This window comes from Halomonas alkalicola, assembly GCF_030704205.1.
GTDB classification, from domain to species: Bacteria; Pseudomonadota; Gammaproteobacteria; order Pseudomonadales; family Halomonadaceae; genus Halomonas; species Halomonas alkalicola.
Window position 1 is genome coordinate 3,008,311 of record NZ_CP131913.1, and the last position, 15,242, is coordinate 3,023,552.

The following is a 15,242-nucleotide window of genomic DNA, read 5'->3' on the forward strand; positions in this document are numbered from 1 at the left end:
ATGAACACCGACACCCTGCGCTACCGGCTGCTGGACGCCCAGCTCGCCCTGGCCCGGGAGAAGCAGCGCGCGGTGATCCTGCTGCTCACCGGCCACGCGGTGACCCACAAGGGCGAGGTGGTCAACCGCCTCAACCACTGGCTGGAGAACCGTCACACCGAGGTGCACGCCCTGGGGCCGAGCAGCGAGGAGCAGGCGCGCCCCTACTGGTGGCGCTACTGGCGGCGGGTGCCCGATCGCGGCCGCATCGGCATCTTCATCCATGGCTGGTACGGCGATGCGCTCTTCGCCCGGGCCGAGCGCCGGCTCTCTCCCGGGGCCTTCCAGGACCGCCTGGCGGAGATCCGCGCCTTCGAGGCGGAGCTCGCCGCCGAGGGGGTGGTGCTGCTCAAGCTGTGGACCGACATCGGCCGCCGCGAGCAGCGCCGCCACCTGACCGACCTGCAGCAGGACCCGGCCCGGGCCTGGCAGGTCGGGGTGAGCGAGTGGCAGCGCCATGGCCAGCATGCGGTCATCGAGGCCATCGGGCGGACGCTGCGCGATGACACCGAGGCGCCTCACGCCCCCTGGCAGCGGCTGCCCTTCCATGACCCGGCAGAGCAGCTCACCCGGGTCGGCCGTGCCCTGCTGGCGGCCCTGGAAACGCCCCCCGAACCGCCGGCGGCGACCCTCGCCAGGCGGCCGGAGGAATCGCCCGGCACCCCCTCGCTGGGGCGCGCCAGCGCCGCGGTGGCCGAGCGTCTCGACAAGGTCGCCTACCGCGAGCGCCTGGCCAAAGGGCAGGCCCGCCTGGCCGCCAATGCCCGGGAGGTCGCCCGGCGGCGCATCCCGGTAGTGATCGCCTTCGAGGGCCACGACGCGGCGGGGAAGGGCGGCAGCATCCACCGGGTCACCGCGGCGCTGGATGCCCGTCAGTACCGGGTCCATCGCATCGGCGCCCCCAGCGACGAGGAGCTGGCGCTGCCCTGGGGCTGGCGCTTCTGGCGCCGCCTGCCCGCCGACGGGCGCATCGCCATCTTCGATCGCAGCTGGTACGGGCGGGTGCTGGTGGAGCGGGTCGAGGGGCTGGCCAGCGAGGCCCAGTGGCGGCGCGGCTATGGCGAGATCCACCACTTCGAGCAGCAGCTGGTGGCCCATGGCGGGGTGCTGATCAAGCTGTTCCTCGCCATCGACAAGGACGAGCAGCTCAGGCGCTTCGAGGCCCGGGCCGCTACCCCCCACAAGCGCCACAAGCTCACCGATGAGGACTGGCGCAACCGCGAGCGCTGGGACGACTACCAGGCCGCCATCGACGAAATGTTCGCCCGCACCCACGTCCCCGGCGCCGAGTGGTCGCTGGTCGCCTGCGACGACAAGCGTCGCGCCCGGCTGGCGGTGCTGGAGCAGGTCAACGAGCGGCTCGAGGCGCGCCTCGCCTCGGCCGTCTGAGCTAGGCTCACTGGCAGAGTCTCCCTTTCCTATCGATCAAACAGGAGGTGATCCATGTCTCGCTCCCTTCACGCCTCGGCGCGGCTTGCCCTGCCCCTGGGCCTCGCTGTTGCTCTTTCCGTGCCCTCCCTCGCGCTTGCCGATGCGGATGTCGAGCGCCTCGAGGCCGACCTGCAGGCCTTCTTCGCCGGCGAGGGCACTCTCGAGATCGGCGATATTTCCTCGGCGCTGCTGCGCAGCCGGGTGACCGCCGAGGACCTGCGCTTCGAGAGCCACGACGGCGAGCGGCTCACCATCGACCGCTACGTGGTCCGCGGGGACTACGACCGCCCCGACGAGGTCACCCTGGAAGGCATTCGCCTGGAGGCGTTCCTGGACGAGCCGGGGGTGATGGGCATCGAACGGGTGGTGCTGAGCGACCCCGGTCGCGCCGTGCCGCCCCGGGACGAGGAGGCCCTGGCCGAGCAATGGCTGGGCGGGCTTGCGCTCTCCGGGCTGAGCCTCGAGCTCACCGAGGGGCCGGTGGCCTCCCTGGCCAGCCTGCGCCTGGATGGCGACCTCGAGGACGGCAGCGGCGGGCTGTGGGTCGAGGCCCTGGAGCTCGACCTGGCGCGGATGATCGACCAGGCCCCGGCCGACGAGCGCACCCGGCTGCGCATGATCAGCAACGTGCTCACCGACGGCAGCGGGCGGCTGCGCCTGGACGCCGCCTTCGACGCCGAGTGGGAGGAGCGCGACGGCCACACCCGCCTGGCCAGCGAAGGGCACATCGACCTGAAGGATGCCCTGCGCCTGGCCCATGCCGTGACGCTGCCGGTTCTGCTGCCCGAGGGCGTGAGCGCGGCGGAGCTCTTCACCGATGAGCGCCTGCTGGAGGCAGCGACCCTGCTCGGCGGCGAGCTCTCCCTGACCCTGGGCGACCACGGGCTCTTCCCGCGCCTGGTGACCCTGGGGGCCGCCATGGGGGGCGTCACCGAGAGCCAGTATCTGGAGCAGGCGCGTACCCAGGCCCAGGGCTTCGGCATGATGTTCGGCCCCCGGGTGCAGGAGCTGCTCGAAGGCCTGGTGGCACTGATGGAGGGCAGCGCCGAGACCCTCGAGCTCACCGTGACCCTGCCGGCCGAGAGCCGGCTGGAGAGCCTCGCCGACGATCCCCTGGCGCTGCCCGACCGGCTCGACCTGCGGATCGAGACCCGCTGAGCCTCGGACCCGTCGCCCGGCAGCGCCCATGCCGCCGGGCGGGGGCGGGATGAATTCCCTGCAACCCGCGATGACGGTGTTTCATATGAAAGCGCTCCGGGGCTGGGGTATCATAATGGCCTCAGATTTCCCCCTTTGATGCGAGGTCCCCCGCCCATGTTCAGCCGCGACATGACGATTGCCGGTTTCGATGACGTGCTGTTCGACGCGATGCAGAAGGAAGTCGCGCGCCAGGAAGCGCACATCGAGCTGATCGCCTCCGAGAACTACGCAAGCCCCCGGGTGATGGAAGCCCAGGGCAGCCAGCTCACCAACAAGTACGCGGAAGGCTATCCCGGCAAGCGCTACTACGGCGGGTGCGAGTACGTCGACATCGTCGAGCAGCTGGCCATCGACTATGCCAAGCAGCTGTTCGGCGCCACCTACGCCAACGTCCAGCCCCACTCCGGCTCCCAGGCCAACGGCGCCGTCTTCCAGGCGCTGGTCAAGCCGGGCGACACTATCCTGGGCATGAGCCTCGACGCTGGCGGCCACCTGACTCACGGCGCCAAGCCCAACTTCTCCGGCAAGCACTACAACGCCGTGCAGTACGGGATCGACGAGAGCGGCCGCATCGATTACGCGGAAGTGGCCCGGCTTGCCCGCGAGCACCAGCCGAAGATGATCATCGCCGGCTTCTCCGCCTACTCCCAGATCATCGACTGGGCGAAGTTCCGCGAGATCGCCGACGAGGTGGGCGCCTACCTGCTGGTGGACATGGCCCACGTGGCCGGCCTGGTCGCCGCCGGCGTCTATCCGACCCCGCTGCCCCACGCCCACGTGGTCACCACCACCACCCACAAGACCCTGCGCGGTCCGCGTGGCGGCCTGATCCTCTCCGCCGAGAACGATGCCGACATCGAGAAGAAGCTGCAGTCCGCGGTCTTCCCGGGCGGCCAGGGCGGCCCCCTGGAGCACGTCATCGCCGCCAAGGCGATCTGCTTCAAGGAGGCGATGGACCCCGAGTTCAAGACCTACCAGCAGCAGGTGGTGAAGAACGCCCAGGCCATGGCCGGCGTCTTCATCGAGCGCGGCTTCGACATCGTCTCCGGCGGCACCGAGGACCACCTCTTCCTGCTCTCGCTGATCAAGCAGGGCCTCACCGGCAAGGACGCGGACGCCGCCCTGGGCCGCGCCCACATCACCGTCAACAAGAACGCCGTGCCGGGCGACCCCCAGAGCCCCTTCGTCACCTCCGGCCTGCGCATCGGCACCCCGGCGGTGACCACCCGCGGCTTCGGCGAGGGCGAGTGCCGTGAGCTGGCCGGCTGGATCTGCGACATCCTCGACGTGATGGCGAGGGGCGAGGACTCCGCCGCCATCGAGGCCGAGGTGAAGGGCAAGGTCGAGGCCGTCTGCGCCAACTTCCCCGTCTATCGCTGAGCGCCTCCTGCCTCGAGCGCCCGGCGACCTCTTGTCGCCGGGCACTTCGCGCCCCGCGCCGTGGAAACGGCGCGGGGCGCGCTGCTTATGCATATTGCCATCACCTCATGTGCACCCGTGCGATGATCCAGTATGCTGCAAGGAAGAGCCACACAAGCAGGGCACCTCAGCGGGCAAAGGAGCGCAACCCCATGTCGACACTCACTTTCCAGGGCGCGGTGAAGGAAGTCACCGGCTCCCGCTACCTGATCGAGGTGGACGGCAACGGCAGCCCGAAGAAGCTGCTGCTGGAGTGCGGGCTGCACCAGGGGGGCAGCGACGCCGACGAGGCCAACGCCAAACCCTTCGGCAAGCTGGCTCATGAAGTGGACGCGGTGGTGCTCTCCCACGGCCACCTGGACCACGCCGGGCTGCTGCCCAAGCCCAAGCTGGTTCGCGAGGGCTTCAATGGCCCGATCCACTGCACCCGGGGCACCCGTGACCTGCTGGAGATCATGCTCCAGGATGCCGCCTTCATCATGGCCAAGGACGTGGAGTGGGAGAACAAGTGGCGCAAGCGCCAAGACAAGCCGCTGGTCGAGCCGCTCTACGAGCTTGAAGACGTGGAGCGCACCCTTATGCTGTGCGAGTCCCACCCCTACGGCCAGCCGGTGGACCTGCCCGGCGGCGCCCGCCTGGTGTTTCGCGATGCCGGCCATATCCTCGGCTCGGCCATCGTCGAGCTGACGATCCCCTCCGGCGGCCAGGAGAAACGGCTGGTCTTCTCCGGCGACCTGGGTAACCCCAGTTCGGTGCTGATGAAGGATCCCGAGAAGCTCTATGAGGCCGACGTGGTGCTGATGGAGAGCACCTACGGCGATCGTGACCACCGCCCTCTGGACGAGACCCTGGAGGAGTTCGCCCGGGTGCTGGAGGAGGCCCACGAGGCGGGCGGCAACGTGCTGATCCCCGCCTTCGCGGTAGGGCGCACTCAGGAGATCCTCTACCACCTGAGCGTGCTCTACCACGAGGAGCGCCTGCGCCAGCAGCTGGTGTTCCTCGACAGCCCCATGGCGATCAAGGTCACCGAGCTCTACCACCGGGCGCGCAAGGCGCTGGATCCCGAGGACCTCAAGGTGCTCAACATCGCCGCCAGCGGCGACACCAGCCAGTACCTGCCGATCCTGCGCATGACCCGCACCGTGGAGGAGTCCATGGCCATCAACCGCATCCACGGCGGGGCCATCATCATCGCCGGGGCCGGCATGTGCACCGGCGGGCGCATCATCCACCACTTCCGCTACAACCTGGAGAAGCCCAATACCCGCCTGGTGATCGTCGGCTTCCAGGCCGCCGGTACCCTGGGCCGTCGGCTCGTCGATGGCGCCGAGCGGGTGCGGGTGCTGGGCCAGGATCTGGCCGTAAAGGCCAAGGTGCACACCATCGGCGGCTTCTCCGCCCACGCCGGCCAGACCGACATGATCGGCTGGGCCGGGGCCTTCCGGAACAATCCGCGCTTCTATCTGGTGCACGGCGAGCCCGAGACCCAGGAGGCCTTCAAGGCCGCCCTGGCCGAGAGCGGCATCGAAGCCGAGATTCCCTCCTACGGCGACCGCATCGAGCTCTGATGCCATTCGTCGCGGCTTGATCTGGATCAAGCTGCGACGACTTGCCCCATGTCATTCGGCGATCCCTGGTCTATCCTCGGCTAATGGTTGATTGAGTAATTAGCTTAGAGGTTATTGTTATGAATAGAGCTGCGGTTTCCCTGTTTGCCGGTGCGCTGCTGACTGCCGGCCTGTCACTTCCTGCCCTGGCCGGTAGCCATGGTGGCGGTGACGACGCCCACGACGACTACGCCGACAAGGCGCTCTTTATCGTGACCAGCGATTCCCTGCAGACCCAGGGCATGGCGATGATCCTGGCCAACGCCATGCGAGAGCAGGGCACCACCCCGCATATCCTGCTTTGCGACGCCGCCGGCGAGCTGGCCATCGAGGGCTACGAGAGCGAGACCGAGCTGGGTCCGCGCGGCGTCAAGCCCGAGGGCCTGATGCAGATGATGATGGGTGAGGGCGCCGGTGTGGATGTCTGTGCCATCTACCTGCCCAACACCGACTACGAGGAAGGCGACCTGCGCGAGGGCGTGGGCGTGGCCGCACCGGGTCCCATGGCCGAGATGATGCGCGACCCGGCCATCCCGGTCTTCAGCTTCTGAGCCCATTCGCCCCGATGTCGATGCCGGCAGCCCTTGGGGCGGCCGGCATGCCGCCATCCGGCACTGAAGGAGAGTCACCATGAACATCAAAAGCAACGTGGGCGGTGCCGACAAGATCGCGCGTATCGTCTTCGGCGCTCTGCTGATCGGCCTGGCGCTGACCGGCGTCATTGGCGCCTGGGGCTGGATCGGCGTGCTGCCGCTGGCCACCGGCCTGATCAATTTCTGTCCGGCCTACAGCATCTTCGGCATCAATACCTGCAAGCTGAAGAAGTAGTCCCCAGCCTCTGCAGGCACCTAGCGAGGCCCACCGCCATGGCGGTGGGCCTCGTGTGTTTCGGGGGCGCCATGACGGGCAGAATGGCGGCGGTGCTCATTTATTCTAAAATAATCTATGGTTAGAACTTGTTTTCGGCTATGCTGAGTCCATATCCGGTAGCAACCGGCAGCATTGATCTCCAAGGAGGCCGCTTCCCATGACCCAGTCGAACGCGTCCCGGGCCGCCGTGGCCCGACCCATCGTGACCCACTTCTTCGACGAGCCCACCAACACCTTCAGCTATGTGGTGCAGGATCCCGACAGCAAGTCCTGCGCGATCCTCGATTCGGTGCTCGACTTCGACTACGCCGCCGGGCGCACCGATACCCGTTCCGCCGACGAGATCATCGCCTTCGTGCGTGAGCATGGGCTCGAGGTGGAGTGGATCCTCGAGACCCACGTCCACACCGACCACCTCTCCGCGGCGCCCTACCTGCATGAGGCGCTGGGTGGCAAGACCGGCATCGGTGCCAAGATCACCGTGGTCCAGGACGTCTTCGGCAAGGCCTTCAACGCCGGCACCGAGTTCGCCCGGGACGGCAGCCAGTTCGACCGCCTCTTCGAGGAGGGTGACACCTTCACCATCGGCCAACTGGAAGGGCGGGTGCTGCACACCCCCGGGCATACCCCGGCCTGCCTGACCTACGTGATCGGTGATGCCGCCTTCGTCGGCGACACCCTCTTCATGCCCGACTATGGCACCGCCCGCTGCGACTTCCCCGGCGGCGATGCCCGCACCCTCTACCGCTCCATCCAGAAGGTGCTGGCCCTGCCCGGCGAGACCCGCATCTTCCTGTGCCATGACTACAAGGCCCCGGATCGCGAGGCGTACCAGCACGAGACCAGTGTGGAAGAGCAGCGTCGTCACAACGTCCACGTGCACGAGGGCATCAGCGAGGAGGAGTTCGTGAAGATGCGCACCGAGCGCGATGCCACCCTCGACATGCCGAAGCTGATCCTGCCCTCGGTGCAGGTCAACATGCGCGCCGGGCACATGCCGCCCGCCGAGGACAACGGCCAGGTCTACCTCAAGGTGCCGATCAACAAGTTCTGAGGGCTGCCGCGTGAACCCCAAGCGCTACCTGCCTATCCTGCAGTGGCTGCCCGGCTACGGACGCGCCACCCTGGGCAGCGACCTGCTGGCGGCGGTGATCGTCACCATCATGCTGATCCCGCAGTCGCTGGCGTACGCCATGCTGGCCGGGCTGCCGCCGGAGGTGGGCCTCTATGCCAGCATCGCGCCGCTGGTGGTCTATGCGGTGTTCGGCACCAGCCGCACCCTCTCGGTGGGGCCGGTGGCGGTGGTCTCGCTGATGACCGCGGCGGCGATCGGGCAGATCGCCCCCCAGGGCACCCCGGAGTACCTCGGCGCGGCCCTGGTGCTGGCGCTGATGTCCGGGCTGATGCTGACCCTGATGGGGGTGGCGCGGCTGGGCTTCCTGGCCAACTTCCTGAGCCATCCGGTGATCTCCGGCTTCATCACTGCCTCGGGCCTGATCATCGCAGCGAGCCAGCTCAAGCATGTGCTGGGAGTCGAGGCCGGCGGCCATAATCTGCTCGAGCTGCTCCTTGGCCTGGCCGGCAGCCTGGGGCAGGTGAACGCCCCGACCCTGGCGATCGGGCTCTCGGTACTGGCCTTCCTCTACGCCGCCCGGCGCTGGCTCAAGTCCGCCTTGGTGCGCCTCGGCGTGCCGGGCCGGCCGGCCGACATGCTGACCAAGGCCGCGCCGATTCTCGCCGTGGCGGTGACGACCCTGGTCACCTGGCGGTATGGGCTCGACGAGCGCGGCGTGGCCGTGGTGGGGGCGGTGCCGGCGGGCCTGCCGCCGCTGACCCTGCCCGGCGTCGACAGCGGCCTGTGGAGCCAGCTGTTCGTGGCGGCGCTGCTGATCAGCATCGTCGGCTTCGTGGAGTCGGTGTCGGTGGGCCAGACCCTCGCCGCCAAGCGTCGGCAGCGCATCGACCCCGACCAGGAGCTGGTGGGGCTCGGCACCTCCAATATCGCCGCCTCCTTCACCGGGGGCATGCCGGTCACCGGCGGCTTCGCCCGTTCGGTGGTCAATTTCGATGCCGGCGCCGAGACCCCGGCGGCCGGGGCCTTCACCGCCGTGGGCATCGCCGTGGCGGCGCTGCTGCTCACCCCGCTGATCGCCTACCTGCCCATCGCCACCCTGGCGGCCACCATCATCGTGGCGGTGCTCTCCCTGGTGGACATCCCGGCCATCCGGCGCACCTGGGCCTACTCGCGCAGCGATTTCGCCGCCATGCTGGCGACCATCGCCGTGACCCTGGTCGTCGGTGTGGAGAGCGGCATCATGGCCGGGGTGGGGCTGTCGTTGGCGCTGCACCTCTACCGCACCAGCCGCCCGCACAGCGCGGTGGTGGGCCTGGTGCCGGGCAGCGAGCACTTTCGCAACGTGGAGCGCCACACGGTGGAGACCGACCCGCGCCTGGCGATCCTGCGCGTCGACGAGAGCCTCTACTTCGCCAACGCCCGCTACCTGGAAGATACCGTGATGGCGCTGGCCGCTCGCCAGCCGGGCCTGGCCCACATCGTGCTGGCCTGCCAGGCGGTCAACGTCATCGACGCCTCGGCCCTGGAGAGCCTGGAGGCGATCAACGCGCGGCTCAAGGATTCCGGCGTCGCCCTGCACCTGGCCGAGGTCAAGGGGCCGGTGATGGATCGCCTGCAGCACACCGAGTTCTGCCACGAGATGACCGGCAAGGTGTTCCTCAGCACCTTCGATGCCTGGCAGGAGCCGCGCGGCGAGAGCGACGGCAGCTTGTCGCGACGCTGCGCCGAGCTGCAGATGGGCGCGACACTCGATTCCCCCATCGATGATTCGACACACCCGCATCCGCGGATGCACTGAAGGAGAGAGAAAGTGGACTGGAGCTCACCCCTGTCTGGACTGGCCGGCGGTATCCTGATCGGCCTGTCCGCCACCTGGCTGATGGCCACGCTGGGCCGCATCGCCGGCATCAGCGGCATCATCGGCAACCTCATCACGGTTCGGCCCAGGGGCGACAGCGCCTGGCGGCTCACCTTCCTGCTGGGCCTGATCAGCGGGCCCCTCCTGCTGATGCTGCTCGGCGGCGGGCTCGGCAACGTGGCCGGCACCGGGATCGATGTGACAGGCCAGGTGATCGGCGCCCCCGCCGGTGGCGTGGCGCTGATGCTCGTGGCCGGCCTGCTGGTCGGCGTGGGCACCGGGCTCGGCAGCGGCTGCACCAGCGGCCACGGGGTCTGTGGCCTGTCGCGCCTCTCGCCGCGCTCCATGGTGGCGACCCTGACCTTCCTGGTGGCGGCGATCATCACCGTCTACGTGGTCCGCCATGTGATCGGAGGTGGCGCATGAAGACCGAGACCTTGAAGCCCCGGAATGTGAAATCAGTCGCGGGCTACATCGCTGGCCTGCTGTTCGGCCTCGGCCTCGGCATCTCCGGCATGACCGACCCGGCGCGGGTGCTGGGCTTCCTGGACCTCTTCGGCGCCTGGGACCCGACCCTGATGTTCGTGCTCGGTGGCGCCGTGGTCACCAACTTCATCGGCTATCGCCTGGTCTTCAAGCGCACGGCCCCGGTCTACGGCGAGGCCTTCCAGCTGCCGACCCGCCAGGACCTGGATGGACGGCTGATCGGCGGTGCCGCCCTGTTCGGCATCGGCTGGGGGCTCTCCGGCTACTGCCCGGGTCCGGCCATTGCCTCCATCGGCGGCCTGACCGCGCCCCTTGTCGCCATGCTGGTGGCCATGGTGGCCGGCTGGTTCCTGGCCAGGGCGATTCCAGCCCGCAGCTGAATCCCTCCCACCGGGCGGCGCCTCGCGTCCCCGTCGGCATCGCCGGCGGGGACGCTTGCGTTTCCCCGGGGTCATTGGGCCAATGGATCATGCCGAACAGTTGTACGCTTATAACCGCTTAACACCTGCTTAATTGACGGGTGACACGATGCCCCACACGACGAGGAATCCATCTCATGCACGTTCTGTTGATCGAGGATGACGCCCTGGTGGCCTCCGGCATTCGGGCCGGCCTGACCGTCCACGACTTCGTGGTCGACCACGTGGCGACCCTGGCCGAGGCGCGCAGCGCCATGGGGGCGGTCTCCAGCGATGTGGTGATCCTCGACCGCGGGCTGCCCGACGGTGATGGCCTGACGCTGCTGGAGGAGTGGCGTGCCGCCGGGGTGACCACCCCGGTGCTGGTGCTGACCGCCCGGGACACCGTGCAGGACCGCGTGGCGGGCCTTCACGGCGGCGCCGACGACTACCTGATCAAGCCCTTCGACCTGGACGAGCTGGTGGCCCGGCTGCAGGCGCTGCTGCGCCGTGCCGCCGGGCGGCCGCGCTCGCTGATCGAGCACGGGGCGCTGTGCCTGGATCCGGTGGCCCGGGAGGTCACCGTGGGGGGGCGCCCGGTCGCGCTGTCGCGCCGCGAGCTGGTGCTGCTGGAGACCTTCCTGCAGTCGCCGCGCAGCGTGCTCTCGGCCGACCAGCTCAAGGACAGCCTCTACGGCATGAACGACGAGGTGGAGAGCAACGCCCTCAACGTGCATATCCACCACCTGCGCCGCAAGCTCGGCAGCCGCGTGATCGAGACGGTGCGCGGGCTGGGCTATCGGCTCGGCAAGCCCTCGGCGGTGGAGCCGACCGAGAGGGGGCGGGGGGCATGAGCCTGCGCACGCGGCTGCTGCTGACCCTGGGGCTCACCCTGGCGCTGCTGTGGGGCCTGGCTGCGGCCTGGCTGATGCGGGATCTCGAGGAGCAGTTCGTGGCCACCCTGGACCAGCGCCTGGCCCAGTCGGCGCGGATGGTGGCGGGGCTGATGGCCCAACTCCCCGAGGAGGTGTGGCTCCAGGCCGACCGCCGTGCGCTCTCCATCCCGCCCATCGGGGGGCTGGCCTGCCAGGTGCACTCGCCGCGAGGCGAGATCATGGCCCGCACCCACACCGACCTGGAGACGATCCTGGCGGCGGGGGAGCGCGGCCACACCTTCCGCGAGGAGGGCGGCGTCACCTGGCGGGTGTTCACCTACGAGCGCGGCGGGCTGACCATCACCACCGCCGACCGCATGGACGAGCGCGACCAGCTGCTGGCCGACGTCTTCAAGGTGGCGGTGGTGCCCTTCGCCGTGGCGCTGCTGGGCAGCATGGTGGCGCTCTGGCTGGGCGTGCTGCGCGGCCTGGCGCCGCTCTCGCGGCTGCGGGACTCCCTGGCGCGGCGCCACCCGGATGCCCTGGCGCCGGTGGCCACCTACGGCGTGCCCATGGAGCTGCGCCCCCTGATCGAGACGCTCAACGGCCTGCTGGCGCGCATCCAGCAGGCCATCGTGCGCGAGCAGCGCTTCACCAGCGATGCGGCCCATGAGCTGAAGACGCCGCTCACCGCCATCAAGACCCACCTGCAGGTGGCGGGCCGGGTCGAGGGCGAGGCGGCCCGCCAGTCGCTGGCCTACGCCGAGGAGGGCGTGGGGCGGCTCGCGCGGATCCTCGACCAGCTGCTGATGCTGGCCAGGGTCGAGGGGCGCGTGCAGTTCGAGGATGGCGAGCCGAGCCGGGTGGCCGACGTGGTCGAGCTGGCCCTGCGCGATACCGGCGTGGACCCGGGGTGCTTCGCGCTGCCCGAGGCGTGGCCCGAGGTGGACCTGGCGCTGCCCCGGGAGCTTGCCGTCACCGCGCTGCGCAACCTGGTGGACAACGCCCTGCGCCACGGTGGCGAGGGCGCGCCGGTAACGGTCACGGCCCGCCTGGACGAGGCAGCGGGTGAGCTGACGTTACGGGTGCGCGATCGCGGCCCGGGGGTGGACGACAAGGCCCTCGCCCAGATGTCCCAGCGCTTCTGGCGCGCCAGCAAGCAGCGCGGCAGCGGCCTGGGGCTGGCCATCGTGATGGCCATCGCCGAGCGTTTCGCCGGCCGGCTCGAGTTTGCCCGTCCCGACGGGGAGGGGCTTGAGGCCTGCCTGACCGTGCCGGTCAAGGCGGGTCGTTGAATACCCCGTACCGATCACCGCGTACCGGGGCCGATGACACAACAAGGGGAAACCACATGACCAGCAAGAGGATCACGGGCGGGCTTGGCCTGCTGCTGGGCGTCGGCCTGGCCGCCGGTCAGGCCATGGCGCTGGAAGGCGACGCCGAGCGGGGCCAGGCGGCCGCGGGAACCTGCGTGGCCTGCCATCAGGCAGACGGCAGTGGCATGAACGTGCCCGGCGGTGAATCCTGGCCGCGCCTGGCGGGGCTTGATGCCGACTACATCGCCAAGCAGCTGCACGACTTCAAGGAGGGGCGTCGCCAGAGCGCCAGCATGCTGCCCTTCGCCAACATGCTCGATGACCAGCAGATCGCCGACGTGGCGGCCTACTACAGCGAGATGCCGGTGACCGCCGCCCAGGGCGGTGACGTCGATGACGAGCTGCTGGCCCGCGGCGAGCAGCTCGCCCTGCGCGGCGACTGGGACCAGTACATCGTCTCCTGCAAGAGCTGCCACGGCCCGCGCAACGAGGGGGCCGGCAGCACCTTCCCGGGCATCAGCAGCCAGCACGCCGGCTACATCGAGAAGCAGCTGCGTGCCTGGCAGGCCGACGAGCGCAGCAACGACCCGCAGAACCTGATGGGGGCCGTGGCCAAGCGCATGAGCGACGAGGACATCACCGCCGTGGCGGCCTGGCTGGCCGGCCAGTCCGTGGCGTCCGAGGAATAAGGGGAGCAGAGCATGAACCACTTCAGGACACACCTGGGCAGGACCACCCTGGCCATGGCCAGCGCCACTCTGGTGGCTGGCGTCAGCCTGGCGGCCAGCGCCGACACCCTGCACCCGGCCATCGAGACCCTGGTGGAGATGGGCTATCCGGCCCCCCAGGAGGGCGAGCTGGTGCATGTCCCGCCGACCATGGCGGACCTCGAGGCCTCCGACCTGCACCCGGAGACCAAGAAGGTCATCCGGCGCGGCTACGACCTCTTCACCGACACCCAGCAGCTGCGCGGCCAGAACGTCTACAACGACATGAACTGCTCGAGCTGCCATCTGGGCGAGGGGCGCCAGCCGTTCAGCGCGCCGGTGTGGGCGGCGGCGGTCACCCTGCCCAACTACCGCGGCAAGAACGACCACGTCAACAACCTGGAGGAGCGCATCGCCGGCTGCTTCGCCTACTCCATGAACGGCGTGCCGCCCGAGTACGGCAGCGACGACATGCTGGCGCTGACCGCCTACCACCAGTGGCTGGCCAAGGGTGCCCCCATGTACCCCGACCAGCCGATCTACGGTCGCGGTTTCCCGCACCCGGATCGCCCCGACGAGCTCAGCTACGAGAACGGCGAGGCGCTCTACATGGAGAACTGCGCCGTCTGTCACAGCGAGGATGGCTCCGGCTATTACCAGAACGGCGAGTATGTCTTTCCGCCGCCCTGGGGTGACGGCTCCAACAACTGGGGGGCCGGCATCGTGCGCGTCCACACCGCGGCAGGGTTCATCAAGAACAACATGCCGCTGGGCCAGCCGCTATCGCTCTCCGACCAGGAGGCCTGGGACATCGCCTACTACATGAGCAACCAGGAGCGCCCGCAGGATCCGCGCTACACCGGCGACGTGGCCGAGACCCTGGAGCGCTTCGGCCCCAGCTTCCACCGCACCTCTCTCTACGGCCAGGAAGGCCCTGACGGCAATATCCTTGCCGATCACGCCAACTGGGGCGAGAAGGGCGAGGATGTGAAGCCGTGGAACATCGGCCAGCCGCGCTTCAAGGATCTCGAGGACTGAGGCCACCCTGGCCCCGCCCGGCGCTGCCCCGCCGAGGCGGTGGCCAGCCAGTGAAGAGCCCCGCCTGGCGTGCCAGGCGGGGCTCTTCGCTTCAACGCTTGCTTCCCATGGACGGGTGTCGAGGCGTCAGGGCGCCTCGCCGCCCATCGCCTCGACCATCCGCTCGTCGCTCGGCAGCCCCTGGACGCGATCGACCCGATCGCCGTCGCGGAACAGCGTGGAAGGGGTGGCGATCATGCCCAGCTCGTCGAAGAGCTGGTTGTTGGCGTAGACCTGCTCCTCGATCTCGCGCGCCTGGGCGGTGGGCACGATCTCCTCGCCGCCGTCGCTGTGGGCGTGCAGCGCCGCGGCGGGGTCCTCGGCGCCCAGCAGGCTCGCCGCCTTGGCGGGGCTGTTGGAGGCGAGGATGCCCACCATGATATGGCGCAGCTGCACCTCGCCGGCCTCGACCCAGGGGCGTGCGGCCTCCCAGAACTGCCGGCAGTAGGGGCAGTTGGGGTCGGTGAAGGTGTAGACCACCCGCGGCGCGTCGGCGTCGCCGTCCAGGATCCAGTGGCTCTTCTCCAGGCGCTCCCATACCTCGGCGAACTGGGCGGCGCGCACGTGTTCGTCCAGGGCGGCATCGGAGAGGTCGTTGCCCTCGGCGTCCACCAGGGTGCCGACGATGGCGTGCCCGCCGTCCGGGGTCAGGTAGATGGCCACTTCGCCAGCGGGGTAGCTCGCCGCGTAGCCCGTCAGGCCGCCGGGGGCCTCGAACTCGGCGTGGATCTGCAGGCCCTGGGCGCTGAGCGCCTGGATCGGGGCCGGCCAGTGGTCATCGGCGAGGGCAGGCGCGGCCATGGCCATGGCCATGGCCAGGGCGCCGACGGGAAGCAGGGGAGAGGGCAGTCGCATGGGGAGGTCCTTTCTCATGGATGGGAACA

General features: G+C 69.3%; 15 protein-coding genes. 14 read left to right on the top strand and 1 reads right to left on the bottom strand.

Annotation, left to right across the window (positions count from 1 at the left end):
• The 14 genes from B6N23_RS14155 (at window position 1) to B6N23_RS14220 (ending at window position 14,319) form a co-directional block, all read left to right on the top strand.
• The gene (locus B6N23_RS14155) at window positions 1–1,428 is read left to right on the top strand and encodes a polyphosphate kinase (RefSeq protein ID WP_305500024.1); all 1,428 of its coding nucleotides are present in this window, start codon (window positions 1–3) and stop codon (window positions 1,426–1,428) included.
• A gap of 54 nt (window positions 1,429–1,482) precedes the next feature.
• Window positions 1,483–2,628, top strand: coding sequence for an aq_1923 C-terminal domain (locus B6N23_RS14160; protein WP_305500026.1), 1,146 nt, complete (start codon window positions 1,483–1,485; stop codon window positions 2,626–2,628).
• 156 nt (window positions 2,629–2,784) lie between these two features.
• Window positions 2,785–4,050 (top strand): serine hydroxymethyltransferase, encoded by a 1,266-nt coding sequence (glyA, locus tag B6N23_RS14165; RefSeq protein ID WP_305500028.1) that lies wholly within the window; start codon window positions 2,785–2,787, stop codon window positions 4,048–4,050.
• Window positions 4,051–4,241: 191 nt separating this feature from the next.
• Window positions 4,242–5,657, top strand: coding sequence for an MBL fold metallo-hydrolase RNA specificity domain-containing protein (locus tag B6N23_RS14170; RefSeq protein ID WP_305500031.1), 1,416 nt, complete (start codon window positions 4,242–4,244; stop codon window positions 5,655–5,657).
• A 119-nt stretch (window positions 5,658–5,776) separates the two neighbouring features.
• A complete protein-coding gene (locus B6N23_RS14175) occupies window positions 5,777–6,247 on the top strand; it encodes a DsrE family protein (protein WP_169959033.1) in 471 nt (156 codons plus the stop codon).
• 79 nt (window positions 6,248–6,326) lie between these two features.
• Window positions 6,327–6,524 (top strand): YgaP family membrane protein, encoded by a 198-nt coding sequence (locus tag B6N23_RS14180; protein ID WP_379687526.1) that lies wholly within the window; start codon window positions 6,327–6,329, stop codon window positions 6,522–6,524.
• A gap of 229 nt (window positions 6,525–6,753) precedes the next feature.
• The gene (locus B6N23_RS14185; RefSeq protein ID WP_305503821.1) at window positions 6,754–7,620 is read left to right on the top strand and encodes an MBL fold metallo-hydrolase; all 867 of its coding nucleotides are present in this window, start codon (window positions 6,754–6,756) and stop codon (window positions 7,618–7,620) included.
• Window positions 7,621–7,630: 10 nt separating this feature from the next.
• The gene (locus B6N23_RS14190) at window positions 7,631–9,439 is read left to right on the top strand and encodes a SulP family inorganic anion transporter (protein WP_305500034.1); all 1,809 of its coding nucleotides are present in this window, start codon (window positions 7,631–7,633) and stop codon (window positions 9,437–9,439) included.
• 12 nt (window positions 9,440–9,451) lie between these two features.
• On the top strand, window positions 9,452–9,925 hold the full coding sequence (locus B6N23_RS14195; protein WP_305500036.1) for a YeeE/YedE family protein: 474 nt from the start codon (window positions 9,452–9,454) through the stop codon (window positions 9,923–9,925).
• Complete coding sequence (locus B6N23_RS14200) at window positions 9,922–10,365, top strand: DUF6691 family protein (protein WP_110069196.1); 444 nt, start codon at window positions 9,922–9,924, stop codon at window positions 10,363–10,365. The genes B6N23_RS14195 and B6N23_RS14200 overlap by 4 nt, the downstream gene beginning before the upstream one ends.
• A gap of 176 nt (window positions 10,366–10,541) precedes the next feature.
• Window positions 10,542–11,237: a response regulator gene (locus B6N23_RS14205; protein ID WP_305500040.1), complete on the top strand. Its 696-nt coding sequence runs from the start codon at window positions 10,542–10,544 to the stop codon at window positions 11,235–11,237.
• Window positions 11,234–12,553: an ATP-binding protein gene (locus B6N23_RS14210; RefSeq protein ID WP_305500042.1), complete on the top strand. Its 1,320-nt coding sequence runs from the start codon at window positions 11,234–11,236 to the stop codon at window positions 12,551–12,553. The genes B6N23_RS14205 and B6N23_RS14210 overlap by 4 nt, the downstream gene beginning before the upstream one ends.
• Before the next feature lie 56 nt (window positions 12,554–12,609).
• A complete protein-coding gene (locus B6N23_RS14215; RefSeq protein ID WP_169959031.1) occupies window positions 12,610–13,263 on the top strand; it encodes a c-type cytochrome in 654 nt (217 codons plus the stop codon).
• Between the two features lie 12 nt (window positions 13,264–13,275).
• Complete coding sequence (locus B6N23_RS14220; protein ID WP_249322188.1) at window positions 13,276–14,319, top strand: c-type cytochrome; 1,044 nt, start codon at window positions 13,276–13,278, stop codon at window positions 14,317–14,319.
• Window positions 14,320–14,445: 126 nt separating this feature from the next.
• Here the strand turns inward: B6N23_RS14220 and dsbG are convergent, their stop codons facing one another.
• Complete coding sequence (dsbG, locus tag B6N23_RS14225; RefSeq protein ID WP_379687517.1) at window positions 14,446–15,213, bottom strand: thiol:disulfide interchange protein DsbG; 768 nt, start codon at window positions 15,211–15,213, stop codon at window positions 14,446–14,448.
• Window positions 15,214–15,242 lie beyond the last annotated feature (29 nt).